Annotated in this window: 18 protein-coding genes; 8 read left to right on the top strand and 10 right to left on the bottom strand. The window is 41.1% G+C overall.

Going from position 1 to position 15841, the window contains the following annotated elements; all coding sequences use genetic code 11:
• Positions 1–70 precede the first annotated feature (70 nt).
• The gene (locus MVE01_RS00090; protein WP_472560117.1) at positions 71–865 is read left to right on the top strand and encodes a lipoate--protein ligase family protein; all 795 of its coding nucleotides are present in this window, start codon (positions 71–73) and stop codon (positions 863–865) included.
• Complete coding sequence (lipA, locus tag MVE01_RS00085) at positions 831–1691, top strand: lipoyl synthase (protein WP_472560116.1); 861 nt, start codon at positions 831–833, stop codon at positions 1689–1691. The genes MVE01_RS00090 and lipA overlap by 35 nt, the downstream gene beginning before the upstream one ends.
• Before the next feature lie 25 nt (positions 1692–1716).
• Here lipA and MVE01_RS00080 read toward each other — a convergent pair whose 3' ends face one another.
• Positions 1717–2058, bottom strand: coding sequence for a carboxymuconolactone decarboxylase family protein (locus MVE01_RS00080; protein ID WP_472560115.1), 342 nt, complete (start codon positions 2056–2058; stop codon positions 1717–1719).
• Positions 2059–2221: 163 nt separating this feature from the next.
• On the opposite strand from MVE01_RS00080, the gene MVE01_RS00075 reads away from it, so the two are divergent.
• Positions 2222–3214 carry a 6-phosphofructokinase gene (locus MVE01_RS00075; protein ID WP_472560114.1) on the top strand — a complete coding sequence of 331 codons (993 nt, stop codon included), beginning with the start codon at positions 2222–2224 and terminating at the stop codon, positions 3212–3214.
• The gene (locus tag MVE01_RS00070; protein WP_472560113.1) at positions 3211–4161 is read left to right on the top strand and encodes an MBL fold metallo-hydrolase; all 951 of its coding nucleotides are present in this window, start codon (positions 3211–3213) and stop codon (positions 4159–4161) included. Before MVE01_RS00075 ends, MVE01_RS00070 begins: the two co-directional genes overlap by 4 nt.
• A gap of 17 nt (positions 4162–4178) precedes the next feature.
• On the opposite strand, the gene MVE01_RS00065 is transcribed toward MVE01_RS00070, so the two are convergent.
• The 9 genes from MVE01_RS00065 to MVE01_RS00025 form a co-directional block, all read right to left on the bottom strand.
• Positions 4179–4439: a hypothetical protein gene (locus tag MVE01_RS00065; RefSeq protein WP_472560112.1), complete on the bottom strand. Its 261-nt coding sequence runs from the start codon at positions 4437–4439 to the stop codon at positions 4179–4181.
• An 18-nt stretch (positions 4440–4457) separates the two neighbouring features.
• Entirely contained in the window at positions 4458–5168 is a 711-nt protein-coding gene (locus MVE01_RS00060; RefSeq protein WP_472560111.1) for a lysophospholipid acyltransferase family protein, read from the bottom strand.
• Positions 5146–6189, bottom strand: a complete 1044-nt coding sequence (locus MVE01_RS00055) for a hypothetical protein (RefSeq protein WP_472560110.1) — start codon at positions 6187–6189, stop codon at positions 5146–5148. The genes MVE01_RS00060 and MVE01_RS00055 overlap by 23 nt, the downstream gene beginning before the upstream one ends.
• Positions 6189–6860 (bottom strand): phosphoribosylformylglycinamidine synthase subunit PurQ, encoded by a 672-nt coding sequence (gene purQ, locus MVE01_RS00050; RefSeq protein ID WP_472560109.1) that lies wholly within the window; start codon positions 6858–6860, stop codon positions 6189–6191. Before purQ ends, MVE01_RS00055 begins: the two co-directional genes overlap by 1 nt.
• A 1-nt stretch (position 6861) precedes the next feature.
• Positions 6862–7101, bottom strand: a complete 240-nt coding sequence (purS, locus tag MVE01_RS00045; protein ID WP_472560108.1) for a phosphoribosylformylglycinamidine synthase subunit PurS — start codon at positions 7099–7101, stop codon at positions 6862–6864.
• Positions 7101–7823, bottom strand: coding sequence for a phosphoribosylaminoimidazolesuccinocarboxamide synthase (gene purC / locus MVE01_RS00040; protein WP_472560107.1), 723 nt, complete (start codon positions 7821–7823; stop codon positions 7101–7103). The genes purS and purC overlap by 1 nt, the downstream gene beginning before the upstream one ends.
• Positions 7823–9193: a S41 family peptidase gene (locus MVE01_RS00035; RefSeq protein WP_472560216.1), complete on the bottom strand. Its 1371-nt coding sequence runs from the start codon at positions 9191–9193 to the stop codon at positions 7823–7825. Before MVE01_RS00035 ends, purC begins: the two co-directional genes overlap by 1 nt.
• Positions 9194–9376: 183 nt before the next feature.
• Positions 9377–10201 carry a hypothetical protein gene (locus MVE01_RS00030; RefSeq protein ID WP_472560106.1) on the bottom strand — a complete coding sequence of 275 codons (825 nt, stop codon included), beginning with the start codon at positions 10199–10201 and terminating at the stop codon, positions 9377–9379.
• Positions 10202–10250: 49 nt separating this feature from the next.
• Positions 10251–10952 (bottom strand): Bax inhibitor-1/YccA family protein, encoded by a 702-nt coding sequence (locus MVE01_RS00025; protein ID WP_472560105.1) that lies wholly within the window; start codon positions 10950–10952, stop codon positions 10251–10253.
• A gap of 145 nt (positions 10953–11097) precedes the next feature.
• Between MVE01_RS00025 and MVE01_RS00020 the strand changes: the two genes are divergently transcribed.
• The 4 genes from MVE01_RS00020 to MVE01_RS00005 form a co-directional block, all read left to right on the top strand.
• Complete coding sequence (locus MVE01_RS00020) at positions 11098–11676, top strand: DedA family protein (RefSeq protein WP_472560104.1); 579 nt, start codon at positions 11098–11100, stop codon at positions 11674–11676.
• 102 nt (positions 11677–11778) lie between these two features.
• A complete protein-coding gene (ppsA, locus tag MVE01_RS00015; protein ID WP_472560103.1) occupies positions 11779–14193 on the top strand; it encodes a phosphoenolpyruvate synthase in 2415 nt (804 codons plus the stop codon).
• 26 nt (positions 14194–14219) lie between these two features.
• Positions 14220–15497 carry a phosphopyruvate hydratase gene (gene eno / locus MVE01_RS00010; protein ID WP_472560102.1) on the top strand — a complete coding sequence of 426 codons (1278 nt, stop codon included), beginning with the start codon at positions 14220–14222 and terminating at the stop codon, positions 15495–15497.
• Between the two features lie 15 nt (positions 15498–15512).
• The coding region (locus tag MVE01_RS00005) for a glyceraldehyde 3-phosphate dehydrogenase NAD-binding domain-containing protein (RefSeq protein ID WP_472560101.1) at positions 15513–15841 on the top strand (329 nt) is incomplete at its 3' end.

The following is a 15841-nucleotide window of genomic DNA, read 5'->3' as shown; positions in this document are numbered from 1 at the left end:
TTTATCTTTTCACAGTATAATCCAAAATGGTTAATATGGCGTAAAGCAAAGAGAAAAGAGCAGATATAAAATGGTAAAATGGCGTTATATCGGAAATGGACCGGGTTCAGCAGAATGGAATATGGCTGTAGATGAAGCACTGCTGCGTTCTTTCAAAAAAGGGGATGCTCCTATTCTGCGTCTTTATGGATGGGAAGTACCTTCGCTCAGTTTCGGACGTTTTTCCCGTCCTGAAGAAGTGCTGCATCTGGAAAAGGTTAAATCGTTGAAAATACCGTATGCACGGCGTATGACCGGAGGCGGTATTCTTGTGCACGGCAGTGATATCTCCTATACGCTGATCGTTCCGGGAGCATGGGTGAAAGAGAAGGGTGTCAAAGAAAACTACCGCTATCTCTGCCGTTTTCTTCTGACACTTTACCGTCAGGCAGGATTGGATGCAAATTTTGCACAGCAGAAAAAGTGTACACTGGAGCATACCGATGTCTGTCTTGCCGGAACGGAAGCATATGATATTGTCATTGACGGCAAAAAGATCGGAGGGAATGCCCAGCGGCATACCCGCAATGCGCTGCTGCAGCACGGGAGTGTCCCGCTGAGTATCGATGCAGAACGGTTTGAAACACTGTTTAGGCAGGAAACAGGCTTTGAAAGGAGTGTGACCTTTGAAAAACTGGGTATCGGTATGGATGCGGAAACATTGACAGAATCGCTTAAACAGGCTTTTTGCGAAACATATGAGACTGTATTGTATGACGAACCACTGCGCAAAGACGAATATGCGCTTGCCGTCAAACTTTTTAATGACAAATATACGAAGGAGGCATGGAATGTCCACGCAGAAGATAACATTCTCCAAACCTGAATGGCTGAGAAAGAAGATCACCCTGAGCAGTTTGCGCGAGGTTGAAGCGATTATTGCAAAAGGCAGGCTGCATACCGTTTGCCAGGAGGCGATGTGCCCCAATATCGGTGAATGTTTTTCAAAGAAACAGGCTACTTTTCTGATCTTGGGGAAGCAGTGTACCCGGCAGTGTACTTTCTGCAGTGTCTCCAAAGAGATACCGCTGCCGCCGGACCCGGAAGAACCCGGACATGTTGCCCAGTCCGTTGAAGCGATGGGGCTGCGTCATGTCGTGATCACCAGTCCGACACGGGATGACCTGCCTGACGGCGGTGCTGCGCATTTCGCCCAAACTGTGCAGGCTATTAAACAGATGGATGATACGATCGTGGTAGAACTGCTGATCCCAGATATGCAGGAGAAAGAGGCGGCTTTGAAGACCATTGCACACAGCGGTGCCGAGCTCATCGGTCACAATCTTGAAACTGTGCCCCGGCTTTACCACATTCGCAAAGGTGCCAAATACGAACGCTCTTTGCGTGTCCTTAAAAAGCTTTCCCTGCTCAATCCGGATATTATGACAAAAAGCGGCATTATGCTTGGTCTCGGAGAAAAAGAAGAAGAAGTCACAGCACTGCTGCACGATCTGCTGGAGCATGACTGCAAACTGCTGAGTATCGGTCAGTATCTTGCGCCTTCCAAAGAGTATACCGAAGTGGTCGAATTTGTGCCGCCGGAGCGTTTTGACTATTTTCGGGACAAAGGAATGGCAATGGGCTTCCGCTATATCAAAAGCTCACCCTATACCCGAAGCAGCTATATGGCAGATGAATATCTAAAGGCCTAAGCCAAAAACGTATTTTAGCGGTATATTATGTGTTTGAAAATTCATCCAATGCTTTTTCAACAGGGATCATATACATCAGTGCCGGTCCGCCATGCATCAGCACTGCCTGCATCGCTGCATCGATCACTTCTTCTCGGCTGGCACCATGGGAAAGTGCACCTTTGATATGTAGTGCAATACACCATTCACATTGAGCAGCAATGGCAAGTGCCACATTGATAAGATCTTTATCTTTGCTACCCAGTGCTCCCGGTTTTTCAACACTCATCATAAACTGGTTAAATGCTGCTGTTTGTTTTGGGGATTCTTTTTGCAATTTTTCTATGAGTGTTTTGATCTCATCAAGTTTTTCTGTATAAGTGCCCATATTTTCTCCTTTAAAGGTTATATTATCAATCATATACTATTTTGTTTAGTGAAGTCAAGCTACTATAGGATATCTTTTATCAGACCTTACTTGTTTTTGAACGTGTGTAGTGTTATAATTATTCATAGTAAGAAAATTGAAATCATATTAAGAAAGGTATAGAATGAGGAATATAGCCATTTTGTGTTCCGGCGGTGATGTTTCAGGAATGAATGCGGCATTGAAACGTTTTGTTGAATACAGTTTTGATAAAGGACTCACCCCTTATTTTGTTGAGCATGGCTTTGAAGGATTGATAGACAATAAGATATATAGAGCTAGCTACAGTGATGTTGCAGGTATTATTTCACGTGGTGGTACAAAGATATACACAGCACGGTCAAAACGTTTTTTAGAGCAGAAATACCGTGAACTGGCACTGAATAATCTAAGATCACACGGCATAGAGTATCTGATCGTACTGGGTGGTGACGGTTCATTTAAAGGGATGCAGAAACTCAGTGATGAGAGTGAAGATATAGGATTTAGCGGCATACCTTCTACCATAGACAATGATATTGCAGGAACGGAGTATTGTCTTGGAGTCGATACGGCACTGAATATTATTAGAACTGCCATAGATGCTATACGGGATACAGCGTCTTCATTTGGTCGGGCTTTTGTGATTGAGACTATGGGGAGGGAGTGTGGGTATCTAGCACTGGTCTCGGCACTGACATGCGGTGCTGAGATGTGCCTTATACCGGAGATCCCTTATGATCTTAACAGGTATAAAAAGCATTTTAAAAAACAAAAGGAAGAAGGTAGGGCATATTTCATTGCTATTGTTTCCGAATCTTTACAAGACTCAGAACAGACAGCAAAGTGGTTTGAAGATGAAGTAGGTATTGAATCACGTGTCACGGTACTTGGGCATATCCAGAGAGGAGGAAACCCGACAGTGTATGATCGTCTCATGGCATTTAAGTTCGTGACACATGCCATAGACGGATTACTTGAGGGAGAGAAAAGTTCTGTAGTCTGCTATAACGCTGGGGGCTTCAGTCGTCAAAAAATAGAAAATGTTGCTTTTAAGAAATATCAGATAAACAGTGAACTCTTAAAATTTGGCAAAGAGTTCAATGCTCTAGAAAAGTATAAAGTACAAAAAGTTTGAAACTAATATTTTTGGGAACAAGTGCAGGAAAACCTACAAAAGAGAGAAATGTCTCTGCACTCGGAATGGAATTTGAGCAGGATAGCAAGTGGTATCTTTTTGACTGTGGGGAAGCGACACAGCATCAAATCATGCGGAGCAGACTCTCCATTGGCAAACTTGATTCCATTTTCATCACCCATCTTCATGGTGACCACTATTACGGATTGCCGGGGCTACTGTCCACCAAGATGCTGGATAAAGCATTCAGACCTTTGCGTATTTACGGTCCAAAAGGGATCAAAAAATTTATTGAGTGTGTGCTTGATATTTCGTTCGAACATCTGGGATATGTACTTGAAGTCATTGAATATGAAGTAGAGGAAACTTTGACATTTGATAAATTTTCATTAAAAGTACTACCTCTAGTACACTCCGTAGAAAGTTTTGCTTTTTATATGAAGGAGAATGACATAAGCAACAAACTCAATGAAGAGAAACTAAGAGCCATAGGACTGAAACCGTCACCCCTTTACGCTGAATTGAAAAAGGGAAGGGGCATTATGTTTCAGGGAAAGCAGCTTGATCCCAAAGAGTTTATGCTTGAACCTATATTGGGAAGATCTATTATCATTGCCGGAGACAACAGTAAACCGGCTGTTCTTGGAAAATACCTAGAATATCTCGATCTCCTGGTGCATGAATGTACCTATACACAAGAAGTATATGACAATCTTCCGGTAAAAGTATTGCATACGACTGCAAAAAAACTTGCCCAGACAATAGAGAAAAAACATGTCAGAAACCTAATTGCTACGCATATAGCTCCCCGATATAACAAGCATAGCCGTTTTAATGTAGAGATGATATATGAGGAGCTCAAACAGTATTATACGGGGCGACTGTTCATTGCCAATGATTTTGATGTGTATCTGCTTGGCAGGAATAGGATCCTTGAAAAACTATGATCTGTCTTTTTAGAAGACTAAATACAGAGTACCTGTTTGATCTTCTCCTGATTCAGTTTTTTGATCAGTTTGGCAGAAAGTTTTCCATAACGCTCTTCATCCAGAGAAAGTGTTGTCTGTATCTCATTGGTAGGTATCATTTCTGCCCAGGCCTTGAGAAGTTTTAACTCTTTTTTTGTAAGTTTTGTTTTAAGTACCTCTCTAAGTTCATGCTCATCTTTGAGTGGATGTACCAGTTTTTTGATATGTTTTTCTATCTCTTGATTCAGTGTTGACATGCTTGTTCCTCTATTAAATTAACGATCACAATGATGCTTAATATGTGCCTCATCTATCACTTTTTGCATAGTAGTATGCAAATCCTCAAACCAGTTTTCAGGACTGTTTTTTACATCGATCGTAGGTAAAAACTTAAAATGTACTGTTCCGCTGTGAGCCGTTCTTTCATGTTCATTCAGTATCCATTTGCTACCTGTGATAACAACTGGTTGGACTTTAAGTCCTAATTTATTTGCAATGATTTTCGTTCCTTGTTTAAACGGAAGAAGCCTTTGATCTTTGGCTCTTGTCCCTTCAGGAAAAATTGCTACAGCCCGATGCAGTTTTTCTTTAGAGATATTGACATCCTTTACCAACTTCACGAGTGCCGCCTTATTTCCTCTGTTTAATGAGATCATCTCCCCGTAACGTAGAAGATAGCCAAACCACGGGGTATCAAAAAGTTCTTTTTTTGCTACCCATCGAAGATGGTTATTTTGCAGAGCCTCCATGGCAACAATATCAACGATACCCTGATGATTCATCACATACATATCGGCATCCGGATCCATTTCACCTTCCTGCACGACTTTCCCTCCCATCATAAAAAGGGTAAGTTTATTGATATAGTGTATTATCAGACCTTTTTTCTCTTTAAAGAGCATCATCGTTGGAATCATAAGTATAGCTGTATTCAATGAAATAACAGCTGCACCCCAGTAAAATCTAATTTTTGCAAAGATCTTCATTTTTGATCCATCCTATTATTCCTTTTTTATACTCTACTTTTTTAAATTCACCCCGCTCAGCCAGCAGCATGGTTTCTATTTTATTCTCAATTCTTGTACTTATGGTACTGGTCTGTGTAGGTAAAATGTAGAGTGGGGCACCTTGTTTTACACATATTTTTTTATGGGGAATATAAAAAGTCATTAACGTAATGAGCGAGACTACCCCTAAAACGAGATAGAAAAAATCTCTTTTCCATAAGAACATAACCAAAAAGAAAAGTGCAAAGAAAATGAGTGCATATCGTTTAAGTCTTTCAAATGCATCTACTTTTGGATTAAGATCAGATTGTGTTGTGACAGAAGCATTTGGTAATGCAACAGGGATATTAAGTGTAATAAAACGCTTTTTTATCGTATTGAAATAGTTAAATGCCAACTCTTTTTGTGTTCTTGGGAGTATGACATAAAATTCTGCGGTTACTTTAGCATACTCTCTTTTTATGTTTTCAACACCACTCTCCTCTACATTTGCTAACGTAATATCCTCAAGATTGGCTTCATAGGCTTCCAGTAAAAGTGTGACCATATGGTTTTTTATATCATAATTTGAGACTTGATAATTTTTTATTTTCATATTGGTAGCAAGTACATTACAAAAAGCTTTGGGTCTTTTTTTTAAAAAGGTAAGGGGTATTTGTTTCGGATCAAGAGAACTATCTGTCGTATCAGAAGTAATAAAAAGTCTGGGAATACGTATATCGACTTTAGCGGCTTTAAAATAGAAGGTATAAAAAGTATCATTTCCGTTTCTAACAGTAAGAGGTGTTTTAAAAAGAGGTTTTACGGAACTTGAAGCATCAAACTGAAACTGTGGATGATCATTGTGTTCTGAAGTATCAACAAGTGTTACAGGAAAAACCTGATACTTATAGACTTTTTTAGGCATGTAACTGTATTTATACTCATTTTGCGCAAACAGGAGGGTAGTCGTTAGAAAAAATATCCCCCATACTATCCAAAAAGAGACAGATCGTGGCATCAGGCTTCAAAACCCTTAAGCATACGAATACCGTCTTCACTTCCCAAAATAGCTTCTAAAGCACGCTCAGGGTGAGGCATGAGACCAAAGACATTTTTTGCTTCATTGCATACGCCGGCAATAGAGGTAACAGAACCGTTAATTACGACCGGATTCCCTTTTTCATCAGAATAACGAAGCAGTATCTGTCCATTGTCTTCAAGTTTCTTAAAACCTTCCTCATCGATATAGTAGTTACCGTCTGCATGTGCAATAGGAATATTGAGTACTTCCCCTTTAGTACATTGATTCAAAAATGCATTGTTATTATTGATGACACAAAGGTTTTGGTGTTTAGAGATGAAGTGTAGGTTATTGTTACGTTTTAAAGCACCCGGAAGCAATCCTGCTTCTGTAAGGATCTGAAAACCATTACAGATACCAAGCACTTTCCCACCGTTGTCTGCATATATCTTTACCGCTTTCATTACAGGTGAAAAACGTGCAATAGAGCCTGAACGCAGGTAGTCACCATAGGAAAACCCTCCGGGTATTACAACCAGATCAATGTCTTCAGGCAGTTTTGCTTCTTCATGCCATATAAGTTCAGTTGTGTGTCCCAATTTTTCAAATGCATATTCGGTATCAAACTCACAGTTGGTACCTGGAAATCTTAATACAGCTACTTTCATATTAGTTGATCTCTATCGTGTAATCTTCAATTACTGTATTGGCAAGCAGTGTCTCGCACATCTCTTTGACTTCTGCCTCAGCTTTTACTTTATCATCAGTATCGAGCTGAAGAATGATCTGTTTGCCAATACGTACATCTTTTACATCATCAAATCCTAAAGAATCAAGTGCATGGTGTGCTGCTTTTCCTTGAGGGTCAAGTACACCTTCTTTTAAAAATACGTTTACTGTTGCTGTCATTATTTATTTCCCCCTAAAATTCTGTTCAATACTTCTTCATAAGCCACTTTAAGACCACCTAAACCTTGTCTGAATCTGTCTTTATCCATTTTTTCACCACTCTCGCTGTCCCAGAGTCTAAAGTTGTCTGGACTTAGTTCATCGATCAGGATAATATTCCCATCTATATCTCTGCCGAATTCCAGTTTGAAGTCTACCAGTGTGAGATTGCGCTGAGCATAGAAATCTTTCAGCAGATCATTGATCCTTCTTGCCATATAGCGGATGTAGTCAAGTTCAGAAGTGTCTTTTACCAATTCCAAAATGAGACAATGCTGATCATTGAGCTTAGGATCACCAAGTTCATCATTTTTATAGTCAAATTCTACCAATGTAAAGGGAAGTACTTTTCCGTCTTCAATGCCAAGGTTTCTACTCAAAGATCCTGTAGCAATATTTCTTACGATTACTTCAATGAGTATGACTTCGGCTTTTTTGTGCAGCATATGGTTATCATCAAGCATCTTTACAAAATGTGAAGGTATACCTTTTTTGTTCAGGTATTTAAAAAGTTCTGTAGATATCTTGTTATTGAGTGCACCTTTTCCCTCTTCACTTGATCTCTTTTCACCGTTAAAAGCAGTCAGGTCATCCTTGAACTCCGAAATATAGAGTCCTTCATCTTCGGTAGACCAGATCTTTTTTGCTTTCCCTTCATAGACCAACGCCTTTTTCTCTGCCATTATTGTTTTCCTTTGTTTGTAATGATAAGTGCTTTTAAAATATCTGTAGCACTTTTGAGTTGCGTATCTTTTATAAGCTGATCTTTTGTAATGATCGTAGTGTCAACCTTGGTAGTATTATTCTCTTTTGTTGTGTTATTTCCTGTGATATTGCTATCAATTTTAATTGTACTGTTCGCATCGATCTTTTTCAACTCTATTTCTAAATGCTTTTTAAGATCTCTTTCTTTAAGTAGAATAGGGTCTTCCTGTACCTCTATTTTATTCAGGTGTGCCACAATATCCGGTTTAACACCTACATTCTGGATGGTTCTGCCACTTGGAAGATAGTATCTTGCTACAGTAAGCTTCAGTGCTTCAGACTGACCTACCGGCATAACGATCTGTACAGAACCCTTTCCAAATGTATTTTCTCCCACTGTTACGGATCGGTTGAAATCCTGAAGTGCCCCGGAGACGATCTCACTGGCACTGGCACTTCCGCCGTTGACAAGAGTCACGATTGGTGTATTTGTATCGGTATTCTCTTTGGTTGCTTTGTATGCAACATTTTCAGTAGCTACCCGACCTTTTTGACTGACGATCACACCATGATCTACAAAAAGATCTACCAGACCGACTGCCTGATCAAGCAATCCACCGGGATTGTTTCTTAAATCAAGGAGGATACCTTTGGTCTTAGGATGTTTGGCAATAGCTTCTTTGACACTTTTAACGACTTTTTGGTCAAAAGAGGTAATATGCAGATAGAGTATTGTATCATCGATGGTCTTTGCATAGACAGATTGGATTTTGATGATATCTCTGGTGATCTTTATTTTAAGCGGCTTAGGCTCATTTTTTCTAATGATCGTTAAAGTGATATCTGTTTTAGGTTTACCACGCATCAATTTCACAGAATCATCAATGTTCATACCTATGGTTGCTTTGTCGTCTATCTTTAAAATAATATCTCCTGCTTTGATACCGGCTCTAAAGGCAGGAGTGCCGTCAAGCGGTGCAATCACAGTTAATGCACCGTCCTTCATACCGATAGAGATACCCAATCCTCCAAATTCACCTTTTGTCTGAACAGAAAGGTCTTTGTAGGACTTGGTATCCATGAAAGTAGAGTGTGCATCAAGATTTGTCATGAGACCTTTAAGGGCTTTATCTACCAGGGTTGTTGTATTGACATCATCTACATACTCTTTTTCAATGACATTGAGAATTTGAGTGAACTTGATATAGGCTTCAAGTTTTTCCTTAGCTGATGAGGGAGCGGGGGTACTCTTTGCCTGAGCAAAGGTTCCAAAGAGGTAAGCGGCTGTTACTGTAGAAACCAGTCCTGCTACAATAACTTTTTTACTTTTTTTGATCATGAATGATATCTCTCCTGAGAATAAGTTTTTTATTTTATTAAAATATGACTAAGAGGTTGCTTTTTGGCAGTATATATTAGAAGGGTAAATCCAAGTTAAACATCTATCAGTCTCAATAAAATATTTTAGCAAAAAGAGATATCAGCACTGAAAAATCTTCTAGCAACAAAAAGAGAATGTGATTTTGTATGGCTAGAAAATAAATAGATCAGTGTGTACTGAGGAAAGCAGTTTCTTTGACAACGTGTCATCAAAAAGGAAATTTTCATTCTCAGAATGTAGTATAAGCAGATCAGCGTTCCGTGTATTTATATAATCTACAAGATCTGTATCAAATTCATCAACAAGTTCTCCACTTAGACCCGTCTCTTTTTTAAGTGTTTCAAATTCTTTTTTTTGCTCCTCCAACATTTCCTGCTCCAGCTCAATATCTGCTCCGGAATCTAGAGGTATGACAGTTAGATCGGTATCGAAAATATAATTTTCTGTTATATAGTAGGGTTCATAAAGCAATGTGATAGTTGCTGAAGGGAAAAGTGTTTTGATGTAGTGTATGAACGCAGCATTGTTCTCGTTGAGATCCACAGGAAATAGAATGTGCGTATAGGTTTTGGCTTCAGACTTCATTACTAAAAGAGGTGAAGAGACTTTTTTTGCCAGTTTAACTGTTGTCTTATCATGATAAAAAGAGATAATACAGGTTTTTTCTTCTTCTTTGTTCAGCGTAAGCACATGGTCTACAGTGTCTGATTCTTCAACAAAAATGACATAAGAAGATCTATTATCCAAAGTTGAAAGTGTTTTTTCTATTTCTGCTTTAACACATTTTTTATCGAGCTTTTGCGTTCCATCATCTTTAAAATAATCGGGTAATGCAAAAAGAGAATCTTCATGTACAAAAAGTATTTCTAACACTGCAGAATTTGATTTTGAAATAGTAATAGCTTTTTTTAAAAGAATTTCTATTTCATCTTTTTTTTGAATCAGAACCAGTACTTTTTCTATTTTTTTCAACATATTCTCTCCTTCATGTCTTGTTTAAATTTCTTTTCCATTTATTGTAGCACTAATTTCTTCTGTTTCCAAAAAATTCCAGCATCATAACAAAGAGGTTGATAAAATCAAGATACAAGGCAAGTGCTCCAACAATAGCTACACGGCTTAAACTTTGCTGATCATCTCCTGCCATTGCTTCTCCCATTGCTTTGATTTTCTGGGTATCATAAGCAGTAAGACCTACAAAGATGATTACACCAATCACACTGATCCACCATTCAAATATTGGACTTTGAAGAAAAAAGTTTACAATAATGGCGATAATGATACCAAGAAGCCCTACAAAAAGAAGGTTTCCCCATGAACTCAGATCAGTATCTGTGAAATAACCATAAAGACTCATAACACCAAAAGTCATGGCTGCTATAAAAAATGTTGTGACGATAGATGCTTCAGTGTAGATTAAAAAAATACTTGCCAGTGTCATGCCGTCTATGATGGAAAACAAAATAAACAATACTCTTGCTGTGGAGACATCCATCTTGTTGATCCCGGCAGAGATGGCAATGACCAATCCCAGTTCTACAAGAAAAAGAACCCATATCATATAAGGATTACCGAACAGAAGATGGAGTAAGGTGGCACTGTGTGTGACCATAAAAGCACTCAGACCTGATATAAGTAGACCTATCATCATCCAATGATAGACTGAATTTAACAATATATTGGTATCAGATTTACTTAAATGTGTTGTATAACTATTGTTTTGCATTATATTTTCCTTTACATATTAAATTTTTGTTTGATTATAACAGAAGTGAAAAAAGAAAAATGTTAGCTAGCTAGCAGAAATAAAAAAAATATTCTTTTAGAATAGTTTGTACGAAATGACCGATAGAAATGAATGGAGTGTAAAAATGGATCATATGATACAGGAAATAAGTCCTTTTGTCTCACATTATGGTTTATGGATCGTCTTTTTCGGGATGATGATTGAAGGGACTACCATGATTCTTATTTCCGGTATTTTGTGCTATTTGGGTTTCTTGTCCGTTACTGAGACAATGCCTGTTGCCATATTTGGTGCCATTGTGGGAGATCAGTTTTGGTATTTTCTTGGTAAAACCTATACACGTAAAGTACTGGAACGTTTTCCTTCCTTCAGACAGAGCATTGAAAAGCTTTCTAATGATGTAAAGAAAAAAGGTAATTTGATGGCATTTGGCAGCCGTTTTGTCTACAGTGGTGCGATCATTTTCCCTCTGGCACTGGGAGTATATGGCTATCCTCATAAAAAGTTCACACTTTTTGATGTAATAGGCGTAACCCTTTGGGCTGCTGTAGGTGTGAGCATAGGATATTTTCTCGGTACAGGAGCCGAACAGCTTTTTGGAGAGATCAAAAAGATCGAATATTTATTGCTGTTTATTGCTTTTGTAGCCATTTCGGTTTGGGGTGCACAACGTTATATGAAGTTTAAAAAAGAGAATAGATGAAAGATATACTTATGATATTTATAAGTATAACATATGGTAAACAGATAAAAGTATATACTATATAATAAGAAAGTAATTTTCTAAGAAAATAAAGGATCTATGATGCGTAAAAATATTAAATGGTTCAGAGAGATCGGCATCGAGGATGTCGCAGAGGTTGGGGGCAAAAATGCTTCACTTGGTGAGATGTATCAAAATCTGATACAAGAGGGAGTACGCGTTCCCAATGGTTTTGCAGTGACTTCCTCAGCATATAAATATATACTCGATTATAATGGTCTATGGGAAAAACTACATGCGGAGCTCGATGATCTCGATCCTGACAATGTACAACAGCTCCAAGAGCGTGGTGCAGCCTGTCGAGATCTTGTGTATCAGGCTAAGATCCCTGAAGATCTCAAAAATGAGATAGTTCAAAATTTTGCCAAACTTAAAAAAGAGTATGGTGAGTCGCTTTCCGTTGCTGTGCGCTCTTCAGCTACTGCAGAAGATTCCCCCGAAGCCTCTTTTGCCGGACAGAATGAAACCTATTTGAATATACACAATGAAGAAGAACTGCTTGATGCCTACATGCGCTGTCTTGCCTCCAATTTTACCGACCGTTCCCTGCACTATAAGTACGATAACGGATTTGATTATTATAAGGTCTATCTCTCTGTCGTGGTTATGAAAATGGTACGCAGTGATATCGGTGCGAGTGGTGTAATGTTTAGCCTTGACACAGAAACGGGTTTTAGAGATGTTGTGTTCATCAACGCTTCCTGGGGATTGGGAGAGAATGTCGTATTGGGCAGTGTTGATCCTGACAGTTTCTATGTGCATAAACCAACTTTTGTGAAAGGACACCGTGCCGTACTCAAACGACGGCTTGGAAGTAAAGCGATCAAAATGATCTTTACCAAAGAGGCAAATATAAGTAATATGGCAGTTGAGTACACCAAAAATATTGATACTACCAAAGATGAGCGTAAGCAATTCTGCATCACAGACGAAGATGTGATGGTGCTGGCTGACTATGCTATTAAAGTGGAAAACCATTATTCGCAGAAAGCAGGTTTCCATAAGCCAATGGATATGGAATGGGCCAAAGACGGCAGTGACGGACACCTTTACATGGTACAGGCGCGTCCCGAAACCGTCGAGTCACAGCAGAGCGGCTCTATTTTGAAGCTCTATCATCTTAAGGAGCATGGCGATGTCCTTACAACCGGCCGTGCCGTCGGTACCAAGATCGGTGCGGGAAAAGTACATATCATCAATGATGTTAAAGAAATGGATACCTTCAAAGCGGGTGAAGTCCTTGTTGCCGATATTACGACTCCGGACTGGGAACCGGTCATGAAGATCGCTTCGGCCATCGTGACGAACAAAGGCGGACGTACCTGTCATGCAGCGATCGTCAGCCGTGAGCTTGGACTGCCTGCCGTGGTAGGTTCTGTCAATGCCACCGAAGTACTCAAGAACGGCCAGGAAGTGACCGTGAGCTGTGCAGAAGGTGAAACAGGCTATGTCTATGAGGGCAAACTGGCATTTGAGATCCAGAAGACAGATCTCAGTGCTCTGCCGAAAACCAAAACGGAGATCATGATGAACCTCGGCGACCCGGATATCGCATTCTCACTGGCTTCTCTGCCGGTGGACGGGATCGGCCTGGCGCGTATGGAATTCATTATCAACAACGATATCAAAGCACACCCTATGGCGTTGAAACATCCGGAAAAGACTGATGATGCCACAAGAAAAGCACTGGAAGAACTGACAGACGGATATGACAATTTTGAAAGCTTTTTTGTCAAACGTCTCTCCGAAGGTGTTGCCACCATTGCAGCCACCGTGTACCCTAAACCCTGCGTGGTGCGCATGAGTGACTTCAAATCGAACGAATACGCTTCTCTGCTCGGCGGGAAATTTTTCGAGCCGACAGAAGACAACCCGATGATCGGTTTCCGGGGTGCGGCACGCTATGCAAACCCGGCCTATGAAGAGGGATTTGCCCTTGAATGTGCAGCGATGAAGCGGGTACGTGACGAGATGGGCTTTGACAATGTCATCCTGATGATCCCCTTCTGCCGCCGGGTGGAAGAGGGGCAGCGCGTCATCAATACGATGGCAAAATACGGTTTGAAACAGGGTGAGAACGGACTGAAGATCTATGTCATGTGCGAAATTCCGAACAATGTCATTTCCATCGATGAATTCAGCCAGATCTTTGACGGTTTCAGTATCGGTTCGAACGACCTGACACAGTTGACACTCGGAGTGGACAGGGACAGCGAGATCGTTGCCTTTGACTATGACGAGCGCGACCCGGGGGTACTGAAGATGATAGAGATGGCCGTACATGGTGCCCAGCGTAACAAACGCCACAGCGGCATTTGCGGACAGGCACCGTCTGACTACCCCGAAGTGGCTGAATACCTCGTCAAACTCGGCATCGACTCCATCAGCCTCAATCCGGACAGTGTGTTGAGTACACTGCCCAAGATCGTTGAACTTGAAAAGAAACTGGGCGAATAGCAAAATACGGAACAGAAGGATAAAAGATGTCAAAGAGCAGTATAAAATCTATAGATGCAGTGGAGATCCTCGATTCACGGGGCAATCCGACAGTACGGGTTCTGATGGGTCTTGAAGACGGTACGGAAGTGAGTGCTTCTGTACCTTCGGGTGCCAGTACGGGAGAATACGAAGCGCATGAACTGCGTGACGGAGACCCCGAACGCTACAGAGGCAAAGGGGTAAGAAAAGCTTGTGAAAATGTTATCAAAAACATCGCTCCGGCTCTCATTGGTATGGATGCGTCGGAACAGGCAAAAATAGACCGTACCATGATAGCACTCGACGGTACGGACGACAAAAGCCGTTTGGGTGCCAATGCAATTCTTGGGGTTTCCATGGCAGCAGCAAAAGCAGCGGCACAAAGCCATCATATGCCGCTTTACCGCTATCTTGGCGGTGCGGAAGCGTTGCGTTTGCCGGTACCGTGCATGAATATCCTCAACGGAGGAGAACATGCGGACAACAGTGTGGATTTTCAGGAGTTTATGGCGGTACCACATGGCGCGCCTAGCTTCTCTGAAGGACTGCGCTATGTAGCGGAAACCTTTCATACACTGAAAAAACTCCTGCATAAGAAAGGCTATGCTACTTCTGTAGGAGATGAAGGAGGCTTTGCCCCGAATCTTGGCAGCAATGAAGAGGCTATTGAACTCATCGTTGAAGCGATAGAAAAAAGCGGCTACCGCCCGGGAGATGATATTTCCATTGCTATTGACAGTGCGGCTACTTCATTTTCTACGGACAAAGCGGGGCATTACGACTTAAAATGGTCCGGTGCAGGCAAAATGGACAGTGCCGAACTGATCGCGCTTGCAAAAATATGGGTTGACAAATATCCTATTATCCTCTGGGAAGATCCGCTTGCTGAAGAAGATTGGGACGGATTTGCCCAATTTACAGCGGCACTCGGCAATAAGATCGAAGTCGTCGGAGACGACATCTTTGTTACCAATACCAAATTCATTTCGCGTGGTATCAAAGAACACACGGCAAATGCCTCTCTGATCAAACTCAACCAGATAGGTACGGTCAGCGAAACTGTAGATGCGGTCAGACTCTGCGAAGAGAACGGCTGGAGGGCGTTTCTCTCCCACCGTTCGGGAGAAACGGCCGACACGTTCCTTGCCGATTTCTCTGTCGCGATGCAGAGCGGCCACCTCAAAAGCGGTTCGGCTTCGCGCAGCGAACGCCTTGCCAAATACAACCGTCTCATAGAAATCGAACATGCACTTGGCACCGATGCCAAATATTACTGGAAATAGAAAGGAAAAAAACCCATGAAAAAACGTATTGCTATCAACGGACTCGGACGTATAGGAAACCAAGTACTCAGGCACTATATACACGCACTGCCGAAACATTGCGAAATTGTCGCTGCCAATACTTCAAGTGTAGAAGATGCAGCCTACCTGCTCAAATACGACTCAGTCCACGGACGGGCGGATTTTGACATTAGCACCGAAGAGAACAAGCTCGTCATTGACGGACATGAGATCGCGATCGTCAGCAGCCATGATCCGCGCGAACTGCCCTGGAAAGAGATGAATATCGATATCGTGCTTGAGTGTACCGGGCATTTCACGGAAGGCAGCCTTGCGGCACAGCA

This window comes from Sulfurovum sp., from assembly GCA_026990595.1.
Taxonomy (GTDB): Bacteria; Campylobacterota; Campylobacteria; order Campylobacterales; family Sulfurovaceae; genus Sulfurovum.
This window is presented reverse-complemented; position numbering and strand designations above follow the sequence as displayed.